16 protein-coding genes are annotated in these 15,502 nt (G+C 52.8%); 1 reads left to right on the top strand and 15 read right to left on the bottom strand.

Annotated features, from left to right (window positions below; genetic code table 11):
• Positions 1-6: 6 nt before the first annotated feature.
• The 6 genes from rlmH to leuS form a co-directional block, all read right to left on the bottom strand.
• Entirely contained in the window at positions 7-474 is a 468-nt protein-coding gene (gene rlmH, locus ACKI5T_RS02910) for a 23S rRNA (pseudouridine(1915)-N(3))-methyltransferase RlmH (RefSeq protein WP_012016571.1), read from the bottom strand.
• Positions 475-477: 3 nt separating this feature from the next.
• Positions 478-795, bottom strand: coding sequence for a ribosome silencing factor (rsfS, locus tag ACKI5T_RS02905; RefSeq protein WP_012016572.1), 318 nt, complete (start codon positions 793-795; stop codon positions 478-480).
• Between the two features lie 258 nt (positions 796-1,053).
• Positions 1,054-1,725, bottom strand: coding sequence for a nicotinate-nucleotide adenylyltransferase (gene nadD / locus ACKI5T_RS02900; RefSeq protein WP_407435391.1), 672 nt, complete (start codon positions 1,723-1,725; stop codon positions 1,054-1,056).
• Complete coding sequence (gene holA / locus ACKI5T_RS02895; RefSeq protein WP_407435389.1) at positions 1,718-2,749, bottom strand: DNA polymerase III subunit delta; 1,032 nt, start codon at positions 2,747-2,749, stop codon at positions 1,718-1,720. The genes nadD and holA overlap by 8 nt, the downstream gene beginning before the upstream one ends.
• On the bottom strand, positions 2,749-3,318 hold the full coding sequence (gene lptE / locus ACKI5T_RS02890; RefSeq protein ID WP_059178657.1) for an LPS assembly lipoprotein LptE: 570 nt from the start codon (positions 3,316-3,318) through the stop codon (positions 2,749-2,751). Before lptE ends, holA begins: the two co-directional genes overlap by 1 nt.
• 14 nt (positions 3,319-3,332) lie before the next feature.
• Positions 3,333-6,017 (bottom strand): leucine--tRNA ligase, encoded by a 2,685-nt coding sequence (leuS, locus tag ACKI5T_RS02885; RefSeq protein ID WP_407435387.1) that lies wholly within the window; start codon positions 6,015-6,017, stop codon positions 3,333-3,335.
• A 214-nt stretch (positions 6,018-6,231) separates the two neighbouring features.
• Here leuS and ACKI5T_RS02880 point away from each other — a divergent pair, with 214 nt between their 5' ends.
• Positions 6,232-6,714 (top strand): zinc ribbon-containing protein, encoded by a 483-nt coding sequence (locus ACKI5T_RS02880; RefSeq protein ID WP_059178750.1) that lies wholly within the window; start codon positions 6,232-6,234, stop codon positions 6,712-6,714.
• Between the two features lie 80 nt (positions 6,715-6,794).
• Here ACKI5T_RS02880 and rihA read toward each other — a convergent pair whose 3' ends face one another.
• From rihA to ACKI5T_RS02835, 9 genes are all read right to left on the bottom strand, one after another.
• Entirely contained in the window at positions 6,795-7,736 is a 942-nt protein-coding gene (gene rihA / locus ACKI5T_RS02875) for a pyrimidine-specific ribonucleoside hydrolase RihA (RefSeq protein ID WP_407435385.1), read from the bottom strand.
• A 125-nt stretch (positions 7,737-7,861) separates the two neighbouring features.
• Positions 7,862-8,587, bottom strand: a complete 726-nt coding sequence (locus ACKI5T_RS02870) for an amino acid ABC transporter ATP-binding protein (protein ID WP_407435383.1) — start codon at positions 8,585-8,587, stop codon at positions 7,862-7,864.
• Positions 8,584-9,261 carry a glutamate/aspartate ABC transporter permease GltK gene (gltK, locus tag ACKI5T_RS02865; RefSeq protein ID WP_012016580.1) on the bottom strand — a complete coding sequence of 226 codons (678 nt, stop codon included), beginning with the start codon at positions 9,259-9,261 and terminating at the stop codon, positions 8,584-8,586. Before gltK ends, ACKI5T_RS02870 begins: the two co-directional genes overlap by 4 nt.
• Positions 9,261-10,001 carry an amino acid ABC transporter permease gene (locus ACKI5T_RS02860; RefSeq protein ID WP_012016581.1) on the bottom strand — a complete coding sequence of 247 codons (741 nt, stop codon included), beginning with the start codon at positions 9,999-10,001 and terminating at the stop codon, positions 9,261-9,263. Before ACKI5T_RS02860 ends, gltK begins: the two co-directional genes overlap by 1 nt.
• Positions 10,002-10,156: 155 nt before the next feature.
• Positions 10,157-11,062 carry an amino acid ABC transporter substrate-binding protein gene (locus ACKI5T_RS02855; RefSeq protein WP_012016582.1) on the bottom strand — a complete coding sequence of 302 codons (906 nt, stop codon included), beginning with the start codon at positions 11,060-11,062 and terminating at the stop codon, positions 10,157-10,159.
• Between the two features lie 358 nt (positions 11,063-11,420).
• The gene (gene lnt, locus ACKI5T_RS02850) at positions 11,421-12,959 is read right to left on the bottom strand and encodes an apolipoprotein N-acyltransferase (protein ID WP_407435381.1); all 1,539 of its coding nucleotides are present in this window, start codon (positions 12,957-12,959) and stop codon (positions 11,421-11,423) included.
• A gap of 5 nt (positions 12,960-12,964) precedes the next feature.
• A complete protein-coding gene (corC, locus tag ACKI5T_RS02845; protein ID WP_012016584.1) occupies positions 12,965-13,843 on the bottom strand; it encodes a CNNM family magnesium/cobalt transport protein CorC in 879 nt (292 codons plus the stop codon).
• Positions 13,844-13,946: 103 nt separating this feature from the next.
• Positions 13,947-14,414: an rRNA maturation RNase YbeY gene (ybeY, locus tag ACKI5T_RS02840; protein WP_407435378.1), complete on the bottom strand. Its 468-nt coding sequence runs from the start codon at positions 14,412-14,414 to the stop codon at positions 13,947-13,949.
• Positions 14,411-15,457 (bottom strand): PhoH family protein, encoded by a 1,047-nt coding sequence (locus ACKI5T_RS02835; RefSeq protein ID WP_407435376.1) that lies wholly within the window; start codon positions 15,455-15,457, stop codon positions 14,411-14,413. Before ACKI5T_RS02835 ends, ybeY begins: the two co-directional genes overlap by 4 nt.
• Between the last annotated feature and the right edge of the window lie 45 nt (positions 15,458-15,502).

Raw genomic sequence — 15,502 nt, 5'->3', positions numbered from 1 at the left:
CAATCATTACTCACGGTGATAAGGGTGGTTGGTAGTAATGCTCCACGCGCGGTAGAGACTTTCCGCCACCAAAACCCGGACAAGCGGGTGGGGCAGCGTAAGCGCGGAGAGGGACCAACTTTGTTCTGCGGCCGCTTTACAGGCTGAGGATAATCCTTCTGGCCCGCCAATCAGCAGGCTGACGTCACGGCCATCCAGCTTCCAGCGCTCCAGTTCTTGCGCCAGCTGCGGCGTATCCCAGGGTTTGCCTGGGATATCAAGGGTCACGATGCGGTTCTTGCCAGCGGCAGCCAGCATCAACTCACCCTCTTTATCGAGAATACGCTTGATATCTGCGTTTTTACCGCGTTTTCCTGCTGGAATTTCCACCAGTTCGAACGGCATGTCTTTAGGAAAACGACGCAGATATTCAGTAAAACCCGTCTGTACCCAGTCTGGCATTTTTGTGCCGACGGCTACCAGTTGCAACTTCACGCATCAACCCCAGAGTTTTTCCAGCTCATACAGACGACGGCTTTCGTCCTGCATGACATGGACAATCACATCGCCGAGGTCAACAACAACCCAGTCAGCAATGGCTTCGCCTTCCACACCCAGTGGCATAAGCCCTGCAGCGCGAGATTCCTGAACAACGTGGTCAGCAATAGAGGCAACGTGGCGAGTGGAAGTACCGGTGCAAATAATCATGCAGTCGGTGATACTGGAACGACCGTGAACGTCGATAGCGATGATGTCCTGACCTTTCAGGTCATCAATTTTGTCTATAACAAAATCCTGGAGTTCTTTACCCTGCAAGTTTTCCCCCTGGGTGAATGAAGTTGAGCAATGAGTGAGTAGCCTGGCAGTATACCTGAACTGACGGCTGTGTCGGGACAAATGTCACCAGACGGAATTTTTAAGGCGGGTATCATCCCATCCTCGGCCTGACAATGCATCGCCATTTTTGTAAAACAATTTCTGTAAAGCTATGACTGGCAGAAGTCAGGCTGCGGAGGATATCAGCCTGGAAGGGGCTGTCAATGGCACGGCCTCGAATTAGCCGATTTTTCGCGCTTAGCCTGATGCATCTGTGCTTTTCTGATACAAACCATGCTGGCGGATGTAGTCAAGCACTGGCGTGGGCAGCAATTCATCGCAGGGAAGTGCATTTTGCAGCCGTTCACGTATCAACGTAGCAGAGATATCAAACCATGGCGTTTCGGCCAGATAAATCTTACCGGCTGGCAAATTATGCAAATCGTCCGCATTGTGCGTCAGATGCGCTTCAAGCCATGACTGATACTGCTCGTCTTTCATCGTGAGCGGATAGCCTGGACGGCGGCAAACGATGAGATGGCTGTTTTGCAGAATGGTTTCATACTGATGCCAGGTGGGGAAGTTCAGCAATGAATCCTGGCCGATGATGAATCCTAATGGCCGGGTTGGGCCTTGTTCCGCGCGCCACTCCATCAGAGTTTGCGAAGTGTACGAAGGCGTATCGCGGCGTAGTTCCCGCTCGTCTAACTGAAAAAGAGGTTTATCCGCGATGGCAAGTTCCAGCATGTGCTTACGCTGTTCACTTGTGGCTTCGGGTTGAGGACGATGCGGCGGAACATTATTCGGCATGATTGTCACGCGCTGCAGGCCAATCAGATTCGCCAGTATTTCAACCGGTTTCAAATGCCCATAATGGACAGGATCGAACGTACCGCCAAAAAGTGCCTGTAAAGAGTTCATCTCAACCATCAATAAACACGTCTGCCAGCGCCTTATGACACAGCAGCAGCGAGAGGCTTTCCAGTTCGGCCCAAACCGACTGACCATAATCCTGTTTCAGCGTCAGCTCCGCGCGCGTCAGAAGTTGTACTGCCTGACGAAGCTGTTCGTGGCTCAGTCGGTTGACCGCTTCGGTGGTCATCGCCCGACGGTTTTGCCAGACACGATGTTTATCAAAAAGCGCGCGTAGCGGGGTGTTAGCCGACTGGCGTTTTAAGGTGTTAAGCAGTAACAATTCGCGCTGGATAGTGCGCAGCAATATGACCGGCTCGCTGCCTTCCAGACGCAGCTGCTGCAAAATGTGCAGCGCGCGTTTACTTTTCGCCGCTAGCAGGGCATCGACCCAATGGAACGGGGTAAAGTGCGCCGCATCGTTCACCGCCTGTTCAACACGAGGTAAGGTGAGTTTGCCATCTGGCCACAGGAGCGACAGCCGATCCAGCGCTTGTGCGAGTGCCAGCAGGTTTCCCTCATAGCAATAACAAAGCAGCTGATTCGCGGCGTCATCCAACTGGAGATTCAGTTGTTTTGCCCGAACCGCAACCCATTTTGGCAGTTGCGCCTGTTCAGGCGTCTGGCAGGTGACTTGAACGGAATAGGTCGCCAACTGGGTAAACCAGGCGGCATTTTCCTGCGCTTTGGTGAGCTTATTGCCGCGAACAATCAACAATAAATCAGGGTGCAGCAGGCTCACCAGCGTCGCGAGCTGCTCGTGAATGGCCGCATTAGGACCATTTTCCGGGAGCTGGATCTGGAGCGTCTGGCGGGATGCAAAAAGGCTCATCGCCTGACAAAGCGAAAAGATCGTCTGCCAGTCGGTGCTGTTATCAAGCTGGAAAGTGTGGTGTTCGTCAAAGCCCTGAGAAACAGCCGCCTGACGCACAGCGTCCTGACTTTCCTGGAGCAAAAGCGGATCATTTCCGAGTAACAGATACGCCGCGCGCAGCCCTTCGTTGAGCTGCGCGCGGAGTTGTTCAGGATACAACCGTAGCATTAGTTACCCAGCGTTCCGGTAACTTGCGGCGTGGTATCCAGTGGAACGGCATGTTCCGTGTCGGTGTCTTTTGACGCGACCTGGATGCTTGGCAGTTTGCGGATCAGCTGTTCCGCAGCCTTGTCGTACATTTCGTTAATGATAATTTGCTGCTCAGCGTCTTTTGCCAGCGCAGTTTGTGGGTTATCAAAGAACGAACGATAGACCTTGGTACTGATCGGGTAAATGTCGCGACCCGGAATCAGCACGGCAGCACTCACCGACATCACCATCTGGTATTCCGCTGTACGGCCATCCTGGAAGATGGACGCGGTATCTTTGCTCAGTGAAGAGCTTAATACACGGAATGATGGAATATCCTGGCGCAGCGTTCCCTTCTCAATCAGCTCAACGCCATTGAGACGCAGCTGGTTACGAATCGCACGGCTCAGTGGACCATTTGGGTCCCCCGAATCGAAGATCATCGTTTTCATTTGTTCAGGCACTGCAGTAGTGTTACGCAGATGCCAGCCACAACCTGCGGTGACAAGCACCGTCAGGGATAAGAGTAATGTTGCCAGTTGTCGCACGTTTCCTCCCGCGCTTAGCCAACGACCAGATTCAGCAGTTTACCGGGTACGTAGATCACTTTACGCACGGTAACGCCCTCAAGGTATTTCGCAACCAGATGTTCCTGGCCTGCGCGTTCACGAACCTGTTCTTCAGTTGCATCGACTGCAACGGTAATTTTACCACGCACTTTACCGTTAACCTGAACCACCACCAGCGTGGTGTTTTCAACCATCGCTGACTCATCAGCAACAGGCCACGGTGCGTTATCGATATCGCCTTCGCCTTTCAGTTCCTGCCACAAGGTAAAGCACGCATGTGGTGTGAACGGGTTCAGCATACGAACGACGGCCAACAGCGCTTCACGCATCAAGGCACGATCCTGCTCGCCTTCCTGCGGTGCTCTCGCCAGCTTGTTCATCAGTTCCATAATAGCCGCAATTGCGGTATTGAAGGTCTGACGACGACCAATATCATCGGTTACTTTTGCGATAGTTTTGTGAACATCGCGACGCAGTGCCTGCTGATCTTCGCTCAGTGCACCGACGTTCAGGTCTGGCGCTTCGCCCTGAGACGTATGCTCGTAGACCAGTTTCCAGACGCGTTTCAGGAAGCGGTTCGCGCCTTCTACGCCAGATTCCTGCCATTCCAGCGTCATATCTGCCGGGGACGCAAACATCATGAACAGACGCACGGTATCTGCACCGTAACGTTCAACCATGACCTGCGGGTCGATGCCGTTGTTTTTGGACTTGGACATCTTGCTCATGCCGGTATAAACCAGCTCATTGCCCGCCGCGTCTTTCGCTTTCACGATACGGCCTTTCTCGTCACGCTCAACGATCGCATCAACCGGGGAGACCCAGTTACGCTCACCGTTCACGCCGACATAGTAGAACGCATCCGCGAGAACCATGCCCTGACACAGCAGCTGTTTTGCTGGTTCGTCAGAGTTAACCAGACCCGCATCACGCATCAACTTGTGGAAGAAGCGGAAGTAGAGCAGGTGCATGATGGCGTGTTCAATACCCCCGATGTAAATATCCACTGGCAGCCAGTAGTTCGCTGCTTTGGAATCCAGCATACCTTCCTGATACTGCGGGCAAGTGTAGCGCGCGTAGTACCAGGATGACTCCATAAAGGTGTCGAACGTATCTGTCTCACGCAGCGCGGGCTGACCGTTAACGGTGGTTTTCGCCCACTCAGGATCGGCTTTAATCGGGCTGCTGATACCGTCCATGACCACATCTTCTGGCAAAATCACCGGCAGTTGGTCTTCTGGCGTTGGCAGCACGGTGCCATCTTCCAGGGTGACCATTGGGATCGGTGCGCCCCAGTAACGCTGACGGGAAACCCCCCAGTCGCGCAGACGATAGTTCACTTTACGCTCACCGACGCCCTTGGTAATAAGTGCATCGGCAATGGAATCAAATGCGGCTTTAAAGGTCAGGCCATCAAATTTTCCTGAATTGTAAGTTTGACCGTCTTTTTCCAGGTACGGCTTATTTAATTCAGCAGCAAGCAATCCAAGAAACTCAACGCGTTGATCGTGAGTTAATGGCTCAAAATCATTAGGATTCTTTGCAGAACCAAGCCCAAATTCAAGTGCATGCTCATAGGCATTTTGTTCTGGAGATTTGATTACGCGCTTAATAGGAAGATCGTATTTGGTCGCAAATTCGTAATCGCGCTGATCGTGGCCCGGAACGGCCATGACTGCACCCGTGCCGTATTCCATCAGCACAAAGTTGGCCGCCCAAACGGGAACCGCTTCACCGGTCAGCGGGTGAATCGCGTTAAACCCGGTCGCAACGCCTTTTTTCTCCATCGTCGCCATATCGGCTTCAGCCACTTTGGTATTGCGGCATTCATCGATGAATGCGGCCAGCGCTGGATTGTTCGCAGCAGCCTGCTGTGCCAACGGATGACCCGCGGCAACGGCCAGGTAAGTCGCACCCATGAAGGTGTCAGGACGCGTGGTATACACCGTGAGCTTCTGATCGCTGTTTTCAACGTTGAAGGTGATTTCTACGCCTTCAGAACGGCCAATCCAGTTGCGCTGCATGGTTTTAACGGTGTCTGGCCAGTGATCCAGATTGTCCAGGTCGCGCAGCAGTTCGTCAGCGTAAGCGGTGATTTTTATGAACCACTGTGGGATCTCTTTGCGCTCAACTTTGGTATCGCAGCGCCAGCAGCAGCCGTCAATAACCTGTTCGTTCGCGAGAACGGTCTGGTCGTTCGGACACCAGTTCACTGCAGAGGTTTTCTTGTACACCAGGCCTTTTTTGTACAGCTCAGTGAAGAATTTTTGCTCCCAGCGATAATATTCTGGGGTGCAGGTCGCCAGCTCGCGGCTCCAGTCATAACCGAAGCCCAGCATTTTGAGCTGGTTTTTCATGTAAGCGATGTTGTCGTAAGTCCACGGCGCAGGGGCCGTGTTGTTTTTCACGGCCGCGCCTTCAGCTGGAAGACCAAACGCATCCCAGCCAATTGGTTGCAGGACGTTTTTACCGAGCATACGCTGGTAGCGCGCGATCACATCACCGATGGTGTAGTTACGCACGTGGCCCATATGTAGTCGACCAGAAGGATAGGGAAGCATCGACAGGCAGTAATACTTCTCTTTGCTCTCGTCTTCAGTGACTTCGAAAGTACGCTTCTCGTCCCAGTGTTGCTGGACTTTTGTTTCTATCTCTTCCGGGCGGTATTGCTCTTGCATGGCAGCCAGTGGTCCTGTTCTCAATACAGCTACAAACGTAGCCAATGGATGGGGAATTTCAGATCCGCCTAGCATAGCCCAAACGTCCGCCTCAAAACAGCCTTTCCCAAAAAACGCGCTTGCAGGAATTTACGCAGAGTGTGGATGACCTGACACAGCGCTTCGCAAATAAGGTCTATCATTAGAGACAGTTACTTACCCGGGAGGCGAAATGATGAACAAGGTTGCTCAATATTACCGCGAACTGGTAGCCACACTGACGGAACGGCTGCGCAACGGAGAACGCGATATCGACGCGCTGGTGGAACAGGCTCGTGCGCGGGTCGTGCAAACGGGTGAATTAACGCGTACCGAAGTCGAAGAGGTGACGCGGGCCGTGCGGCGCGATCTTGAAGAGTTCGCGAGAAGTTACGAAGAGAGTCAGAATGAAATCACTGACAGCGTATTTATGCGCGTCATTAAAGAAAGTCTGTGGCAGGAGCTGGCGGATATTACCGATAAAACCCAGCTGGAATGGCGCGAAGTTTTCCAGGATCTAAATCATCACGGCGTATATCACAGCGGCGAAGTGGTGGGGTTGGGGAATCTGGTGTGCGAAAACTGTCACTTCCATCTGGCGGTGTACACCCCCGACGTGCTGCCACGCTGCCCGAAATGTGGCCACGATCAATTCCAGAGACGGCCGTTTGAGCCGTAGGTAAAAGCAAAACGGCAACTTAGTTGCCGTTTTTTGATGTTTGCTCCCTCTCTTTGTGGGAGAGGGCTGCGGTGAGGGCATCATCGTATACTAAACTGTGCAAGCCGCTCCGCCAGTAAATCCACAAAGCCCTGTCTGTCGATATCGACCATCAGCGTTGTATTCGGTTTGTTACCGGTCAGCGAATAATAATCCACCACCGTCATCCCTTGCGTGTATTTCCCCTGCGTTTCCACACCGACCCAACGATCAACAGTGGTAAACAGTTCTGGTTTTAACAGCCAGGCAATCGTGCACGGATCGTGTAAGGGCGCGCCATGGAATCCCCATTTTTCCGCTTTATGGTATTCCATAAAGAAGTCGAGCAATTCTGCCACGGTGATAGCAACGGGGTTGCCAATCGCGCGGAAACGCTCAACGTCGGCTGACATAATTTGCGCGCGATGGGTGACGTCCAGGCCTGCCATCACAATCGGTAAGCCGGACTGGAACACGATCTCAGCCGCTTCGGGATCGACAAAAATGTTGAATTCGGCGGCAGGCGTCCAGTTTCCTGGCCCCATTGATCCCCCCATGATCACAATACGCGCGATCTTACGGTGCAGCTCTGGGTGACTATTGAGCAGCAGCGCCACGTTCGTTTGCGGGCCGGTTGCCACCAGCGTGACAGGCTCATCGCTTTCGCGCAGCACCTTGGCCATCAGCTCAACCGCCGTACAAGCCTGGGATTTGAAAGTCGGTTCTGGCAGTGCAGGGCCATCAAGGCCGGTCTCTCCATGGACGTTGTCAGCAATAATCAAGTCGCGCATCAGGGGCTTGCGCGCGCCACCCGCCACCGGGATATCGGTACGGTTAAGCAACGTCAACATGCGCAATACGTTACGCAGCGTTTTGTCGGGCGTTTGATTTCCAGCGGAAGAGGTAACGGCTTTGAGTGCTAACTCCGGTGACGCGAGGGCAAGAACAAGTGCGATAGCGTCATCATGACCCGGATCGCAATCGAGAATAATAGGCAGTGCCATAGCGTTCTGTTCTCCATTCTGAGCGTGAGTTTGTGACAAGGTTAACGCCGCGATGTGAAACAGACGAGAAAAAGAGAGGCAAAGCGTGAAGTCGTGCGCAATCCAAAGATTGCGCACGGTATTGATTAATGCAGGATTTTTGCGAGGAAGTCTTTAGCGCGATCGGATTGCGGATTGGCAAAGAAATCTTCTTTCGGAGAATCTTCGACGATCTTGCCTTCATCCATAAAGATCACTCGATTCGCCACTTTACGGGCAAAGCCCATTTCGTGGGTCACCACCATCATGGTCATGCCTTCGTGAGCCAGCTCAACCATGACGTCCAGCACTTCGTTAATCATCTCTGGATCGAGTGCGGAAGTGGGTTCATCGAACAGCATGGCAATCGGATCCATACACAGCGCGCGGGCGATAGCCACGCGTTGCTGCTGGCCGCCGGAAAGCTGCGCCGGGAACTTATTCGCATGGGCAGACAACCCGACACGTTCCAGAAGCTTTAACCCTTTTTCACGCGCGGCTGTTTTGTCGCGCTTGAGCACTTTAATCTGCGCCAGCGTCAGGTTCTCAATGATCGACAGATGCGGGAACAGCTCAAAGTGCTGGAACACCATGCCGACATGCGAACGCAACTTGGCGAGGTCCGTGCTTTTGGCGTTCACTTTAGTGCCATCGACCGTAATCTCACCCTGCTGAACAGGTTCAAGACCGTTAACGGTTTTGATAAGCGTAGATTTACCGGAACCTGACGGCCCGCAAACCACCACCACTTCGCCTTTTTTCACTTCCGTTGAGCAGTCGGTCAGCACCTGAAAGTGCCCATACCATTTTGAAACATTTTTCAGGGAAATCATTGCACTGTCCTTTTCTTCAGCCAGCTGACCAATAGCGATGCACTTAAACTAATTGCAAAATAAACCGCACCTGCGAACAGGATCATCTCCACCTGCGTACCGTCACGCTCACCGATTGTGGAGGCTGTACGGAAGAAGTCCGCGAGGCTCAGCACATACACCAGCGACGTATCCTGAAAGAGGACTATGCCCTGCGTGAGCAGCAGTGGAACCATGGCGCGAAACGCCTGCGGCAGAATAATGAGCTTCATTGACTGCCAGTGAGTCATCCCCAGCGCAAGCGCTGCGCTGGATTGCCCACGCGAAATGCTCTGAATACCTGCGCGAATAATTTCGGAATAATAAGCCGCCTCAAACATCGAGAAAGCGACCATCGCAGAGATCAGGCGGATATCCGCTTTCGGCGAAAGCCCAAGTACGTTTTGCAACAGACCCGGTACGATCAGATAAAACCACAGCAGCACCATTACCAGTGGAATGGAGCGGAAAACGTTGACATAAGCCGTGGCGAACCAGGCGAACGGTTTAAAGCTCGACAGGCGCATGACCGCCAGAATTGTGCCCCAGACAATACCGATAACGATGGCGATGACGGTGATTTTTAAGGTAATCAACAGCCCGTCCAACAGATACGGCATCGATGGGACGATGGAACTCCAGTCAAACTCGTACATTATTTGCCCCCCAGATTGCCCGGTAGGCGAGTTTTACGTTCAACCAGGTTCATCACCAGCATGATGACAGTATTAATCAGCACGTAGGCGAGCGTGATTGCGGTGAAGGATTCCCACGCGTGTGCGGAGTAATCCAAAAGCTTGCCCGCTTGCGCGGCCATATCGACCAGACCGATGGTCGAGGCGATGGCGGAGTTCTTCACCAGGTTCATCATCTCTGAGGTCATGGGTGGCACGATCACGCGATAGGCGTTTGGCAGCAGCACGTAGCGGTAGGCTTGTGGCAGCGTCAGCCCCATCGCCAGCGCGGCATTTTTTTGCCCGCGCGGCAGAGACTGGATGCCCGAACGAACCTGCTCACAGACGCGCGCCGCGGTGAACAATCCAAGGCAGAGCATGGAGGAGACGAAGAACTGAATGTTAGGGTCCAGTTCCGACTTAAACCACATCCCGAGATTTTCAGGTAGCAGTTCAGGAACGACCAGATACCACGTAAAGAACTGCACGATTAACGGAACGTTACGGAACAGTTCAACGTAAAGTGTGCCAAGAGAAGAGAGAAAGCGGTTAGGTACGGTACGCAAAATACCGAACAGTGAGCCGACAAGGAAGGCGATAATCCAGGCCGTTATAGAGAGCGCAACGGTGACCTGAAAGCCGCTCCACAGCCAGCCAAGATAGGTTGTGTTGCCGAACGGGGCTTGTTGCAGAAAAATGCCCCAGTTCCAGTCTATTGACATAATCAACTCCAGAAAAAAAAGGGTAGCAGCGCTACCCTCGAAGATTGGTGAGAAGCTCAATTTTCGCGCTGAGTGGGGAACGACCACTCAGCGTATAGTCTGTCCGCGCTTCCCGACAATCGAGAGGGCAGGAGATCCCGCCCCTATGGTTCTAATTAGTTAAGTGCTTTGTCGTTTGGTTCTTTGAACAGGGCTTTCATGTCGCTAGACAGCTCAAAGTTCATGTTGAGATTTTTTGGTGGAATCGGGTTCTTGAACCACTTATCGAACCATTTTTCCGCTTCGCCAGACGTCTGCGTCTTCGCGATGGTGTCATCGATCAGCTTTTTGAAGTCCGCATCGTCTTTACGCAGCATGCAGCCGTAAGCTTCTTTGGACTGCGCTGTGCCAACGATTTCCCAGTTGTCTGGTTTCTTCGCTTTCGCACGTTCGCCAGCCAGCAGAGCATCATCCATCATGAAGGCTACCGCACGACCGCTTTCAAGCGTACGGAAGGAGTCACCGTGGTCTTTCGCGCTGATGATGCGCATGTCCATTTTCTTCTCTTCATTCAGCTTGTGCAGCAGAACTTCAGAAGTGGTACCCGAGGTCACAACAACCGCTTTGCCTTTCAGGTCTGCGAAGTCTTTGATGTCGCCGCCTTTTTTGGTCAGCAGACGTGTACCCACCACGAAAATGGTGTCGGAGAAGGCCGCTTGTTTTTGACGCTCAAGGTTGTTCGTTGTTGAACCACATTCAAAATCGAAGGTGCCGTTTTGCAGTAGCGGAATACGGTTTTGTGAGGTAATTGGAATCAGCTTCACCTCAAGATCGGGCTTGTTCAGCTTTTTCTTGACGGCTTCAACGATTGCGTTGGAGTAATCCTGAGAGTAACCCACGACTTTTTGCGTGTTGTCGTAGTATGAGAACGGGACGGAAGATTCACGGTGGCCGACCACGATCACGCCATTTTTGGCAATCTTGTCGAGAGTGCTCCCGGCAGCCGGGGCGTCTTCAGCGTGAACGACGCTTGCGGACATTCCCATCACCAGCATTGCTGTGGCCAGTTTACGTAATTGCATACCCAACTCCTTTTATTATCTGCGCCAGAGACGCATCGATACCCATTGTGATGTTGTTATATCTCGCGCTATGCGAGTGCAGTGTTATGCAAGCTTGTTAACATTTAGTCTGGCTTAATGTAAAGATTTTGCTGCGTTATTGTTTATTTTTGCGAAGCGCGCCGCACCATTCAAAGGCAAAAATCTCTCGTTGCACCGTTTCGGTGCTACCGCTGAACTGCGATGGTGCGACTGAGTTGCACGTTAAGCCAAACGACTGAATATGTGATTTAACAAAGCAATAGATGTGCCAGAAATGGCAGATAAGGCAGGATTTGTTTGCCCGGCACACTACGCGTGGCCGGGTTATAGGAAGGGCTTAACGACGACGCTGACGTAAACTCATGAGCAGCGCGCCAAAACCAAACAGCGCAGTCAGGATCCACAGTGGCCAGTTCCCGGTACGAGCGTACGGCGTCATGCCAGTGGTCGGCGTGACTTTCGTGGTTAATACCGCACGGGTAAACTGTGGGATCATTGCCTGGATTTCGCCCTGCGGACCAATCACCGCGGTGATGCCGTTATTGGTGCTGCGCAGTAGCGGTCGGGCCAGTTCCAGCGAACGCATACGCGCCATCTGGAAGTGTTGCCATGGGCCAATCGACTTACCAAACCAGGCATCATTCGAAATGGTCAGCAGATAATCGGTGTTCGGGCGGAAGTTGTCGCGGACCTGTTCGCCAAGAATGATTTCGTAGCAAATGGCAGGAGTCAGCGCTAACCCATGCGCATGCAGTTGTGGCTGAACGTAGGGGCCGCGGCTAAACGACGACATCGGCAAATCGAAGAACGGCGCCAACGGTCGCAGAATCGATTCCAGAGGGACAAATTCGCCAAACGGAACCAGATGGTTTTTATTGTAGCGGTTGGTCGACTCGTAGCTGTACGGATTGTCTTTCCCGAGCGTAATGATGGTGTTGTAGGTGTCGTAACGGTTTTGCTTGTTCAGCCGCGCGTCGACAATCCCGGTGATCAGGGTGCTATTACGGGCACGTAGCAGATCGTCCATCATGCTCAGAAAACGTTGCTGATTGATTTCCAGATCCGGAATCGCCGATTCAGGCCAGATAATCAGCTGCGATTTTCCCATCTCTTTTTGCGTTGCATCGAGATAGATTTTCAGCGTGTTAATCAGCTGGTTCTCGTCCCACTTCAGGGACTGAGGGATATTGCCCTGCACCATAGACACCTGGGTGGCGCGTTCAGACTCCAGCGTAAACCACTGGATATAACGCAGCGGGAAGGGCAGTGCGAACAGCACAACCGCAACAACCAGCGGTTTCAAGTTACGTTTAATCAGCGCCAGAACGAGCAGGCCGCTGACCACCATCAGCAGAAAGTTGATCGCCTCAACGCCCATGACAGGTGCCAGCCCTTTCAATGGACCGTCAATCTGGCTGTAACCGAACTGGAGCCACGGGAATCCGGTTAAGACCCATCCGCGCAGGAATTCGGTAATTTGCCAGACCACAGGCGCAGCGATGGCGACACGAATCCAGGTCGTTTTAGGCCACAGGCGAGAGAGAATGCCTGCAAATAAACCGGTATACAGTGAAAGATAAGCGGCCAGCAGTACCACAAGGAACACGTTAACCGGCCCCGGCATTCCGCCAAACTGCGCGATACTGACGTACACCCAGTTAATGCCTGAACCGAACAGGCCAAGCCCCCAGAAGTAGCCGATTGCGGCGGCCTGTACCGGGCGGCGGTTAAGCGTTAATCCTTGCAAACCCATCAGCGAAATAAGGGCTGCGGGCCAGATGTCGTAAGGAGAAAAAGCCAGCGTTCCGCTGGCTCCGAGTAACAGCGCCAGCAGCAAACGTACGCGCTGGCGTTCAAATAATGGGGCAAATGCCATTTACATTAGTCTTCCAGTTTTGGTACCGGGGAGTCGTCCGGCATTCTGACGTGAACCTGTATAATACGGCGACTGTCGGCCATGGCGACCTTAAACTGGTAACCGTCGATTTCAACGGATTCGCCACGCGCAGGAAGATGACCAAATGCCTGCATCACCAGACCACCGATAGTATCGACTTCTTCATCGCTGAAGTGGGTGCCGAAAGTTTCGTTGAACTCTTCAATAGAGGCCAGCGCGCGCACGGTCCAGGTATGACGACTTAGCTGACGGAATTCGATATCGTCTTCTTCGTCATATTCGTCTTCAATCTCGCCGACAATCAGTTCGAGAATGTCTTCAATCGTAACAAGGCCAGAAACGCCGCCAAATTCATCGATAACAATCGCCATGTGGTAGCGTTGGGAGCGGAACTCTTTCAGCATGCGGTCAACACGCTTACTTTCCGGAACCACCACCGCCTGGCGTAACACTTTTTCCATGCTGAAGGCTTCGGAATCGCTGCGCATAAACGGCAGCAGATCTTTCGCCATCAGAATCCCTTCGATGTGATCTTTGTCTTCGCTGATGACCGGGAAACGCGAGTGGGCGGATTCGATAATGACATCGAGGCACTCGTCCAACGTTTGGTTGCGTTTCAGGGTAATCATCTGCGAGCGGGGGATCATGATATCGCGAACGCGCTGGTCGGCGATGTCCATGACCCCTTCGAGCATTTCGCGCGTATCTTCGTCGATAAGATCGTTCTGCCCGGAATCACGAATCAGCTCCAGAAGTTCATCACGGTTTTTCGGTTCACCGTGGAAAAGCTGGCTCAGAATGAGGGAGAAAAATCCCTTCTTACTGGTTGTCGTGTCGCTACTGTGTGAATTGTCGTCGCTCATGGCGTTTGTTAAGGGTTCTCTCGTCAGTGTAAAGCGCACCGCCGCAGGAAATATCCCTTTGCGGCGGCATGATTTGTCAGTTCAGCTATTGAAGCTTAACTGACTATTCTTTCTCGGCAATGTACGGATCCTCATAGCCCAGAGCAAGCATTATCTCTGTCTCAAGGGATTCCATCTCTTCCGCTTCTTCGTCTTCAATATGATCGTAGCCAAGCAGATGTAGGCTACCGTGAATGACCATATGCGCCCAGTGCGCGTCGAGCGGTTTTTGCTGTTCTTTGGCTTCCTGTTCAACTACCTGGCGGCAGATGATCAAATCGCCCAGCAGCGGCAACTCAATACCTGGAGGCGCTTCAAACGGGAACGAGAGCACGTTGGTTGGCTTATCTTTCCCGCGATAGTTCAGGTTGAGCTCGTGGCTTTCTGCTTCATCCACCACACGAATCGTCACTTCTGACTCTTCCTGGAACTGGGGAATCACCGCATCCAGCCATTTCTGGAACTGACTCTCTTCCGGCAAACCGGAATTGTCTTCACATGCCAGCTGTAAATCGAGGATCACCTGACTCATTTATTCTCTTGCTCCTGGGATTCGCGTTTGCGTTCCGCTGCCTGTTCTTCTTTACGTTTTTGCTCTGCTTCTTCCCACGCCTCATAGGCGTTAACGATGCGCGCTACCACCGGATGGCGGACCACGTCTTCGCTGTTGAAGAAGTTAAAGCTGATTTCGTCTACATCCGCCAGCACTTCGATGGCGTGGCGCAGACCGGATTTCGTGCTGCGCGGCAGGTCGATCTGGGTAATATCGCCGGTAATCACTGCTTTCGAGTTGAAGCCAATACGCGTCAGGAACATCTTCATCTGTTCGATGGTGGTGTTCTGGCTTTCATCAAGAATAATAAACGCATCATTCAGCGTACGGCCGCGCATATAAGCCAGCGGGGCAACTTCGATGACGTTTCGTTCAATCAGCTTTTCGACTTTTTCAAAACCCAGCATTTCGAACAGGGCGTCATACAGCGGGCGGAGATACGGATCGACTTTCTGGCTCAAATCGCCGGGCAGGAAGCCCAGTTTTTCACCCGCTTCAACCGCAGGGCGGGTCAGCAGAATTCGACGAATGTCCTGGCGTTCCAGCGCATCCACCGCGGCCGCAACGGCCAGATAGGTTTTACCCGTACCCGCAGGGCCGACGCCAAACGTGATGTCATGATCAAGAATGTTGGCGATGTACTGCGCCTGATTTGGCGTGCGTGGCTTGATGACGCCGCGCTTGGTTTTGATGTTAATCACTTTGCCGTATTCAGGAACGCTGTCCGCGCTCTGTTCCAGCACGCGTGCTTCTTTAATCGCGAGGTGAATTTTTTCTGGCTCAATATCCTGCGTCTCTCCGCGCATCGGGGCGGTATCGACATACAGGCTGCGCAGGATATCTGCCGCGGCGTTGACGCAGATGGTGCGTCCGGTGAGTTTGAAGTGATTATCGCGACGATTGATTTCAATACCCAGACGTCGCTCCAGTTGTTTGATGTTGTCATCAAACGGCCCGCACAGGCTCAGCAGGCGAGCGTTGTCTGCTGGCTCAAGGGTCATTTCACGCGTTTCTGTATTCAAACTGTTCCTCTTAATGTGTGTATTGCCGGACTGCGAAATGCAAAT

It is taken from the genome of Lelliottia sp. (assembly GCF_045627565.1).
Classification (GTDB): domain Bacteria; phylum Pseudomonadota; class Gammaproteobacteria; order Enterobacterales; family Enterobacteriaceae; genus Enterobacter.
The sequence above is the reverse complement of the archived record's forward strand: the minus strand, read 5'-3'. Positions and strand labels throughout refer to the sequence as shown.

What these genes read in the sequence shown, in the direction of transcription:
- nadD (WP_407435391.1), bottom strand. Translation starts at nt 1,725, where the DNA reads ATGGTTGAGATGAACTCTTTACAGGCACTTTTTGGCGGTACGTTCGAT.
- holA (WP_407435389.1), bottom strand. Translation starts at nt 2,749, where the DNA reads ATGCTACGGTTGTATCCTGAACAACTCCGCGCGCAGCTCAACGAAGGG.
- leuS (WP_407435387.1), bottom strand. Translation starts at nt 6,017, where the DNA reads ATGCAAGAGCAATACCGCCCGGAAGAGATAGAAACAAAAGTCCAGCAA.
- ACKI5T_RS02880 (WP_059178750.1), top strand. Translation starts at nt 6,232, where the DNA reads ATGAACAAGGTTGCTCAATATTACCGCGAACTGGTAGCCACACTGACG.
- rihA (WP_407435385.1), bottom strand. Translation starts at nt 7,736, where the DNA reads ATGGCACTGCCTATTATTCTCGATTGCGATCCGGGTCATGATGACGCT.
- ACKI5T_RS02870 (WP_407435383.1), bottom strand. Translation starts at nt 8,587, where the DNA reads ATGATTTCCCTGAAAAATGTTTCAAAATGGTATGGGCACTTTCAGGTG.
- gltK (WP_012016580.1), bottom strand. Translation starts at nt 9,261, where the DNA reads ATGTACGAGTTTGACTGGAGTTCCATCGTCCCATCGATGCCGTATCTG.
- ACKI5T_RS02860 (WP_012016581.1), bottom strand. Translation starts at nt 10,001, where the DNA reads ATGTCAATAGACTGGAACTGGGGCATTTTTCTGCAACAAGCCCCGTTC.
- ACKI5T_RS02855 (WP_012016582.1), bottom strand. Translation starts at nt 11,062, where the DNA reads ATGCAATTACGTAAACTGGCCACAGCAATGCTGGTGATGGGAATGTCC.
- lnt (WP_407435381.1), bottom strand. Translation starts at nt 12,959, where the DNA reads ATGGCATTTGCCCCATTATTTGAACGCCAGCGCGTACGTTTGCTGCTG.
- corC (WP_012016584.1), bottom strand. Translation starts at nt 13,843, where the DNA reads ATGAGCGACGACAATTCACACAGTAGCGACACGACAACCAGTAAGAAG.
- ybeY (WP_407435378.1), bottom strand. Translation starts at nt 14,414, where the DNA reads ATGAGTCAGGTGATCCTCGATTTACAGCTGGCATGTGAAGACAATTCC.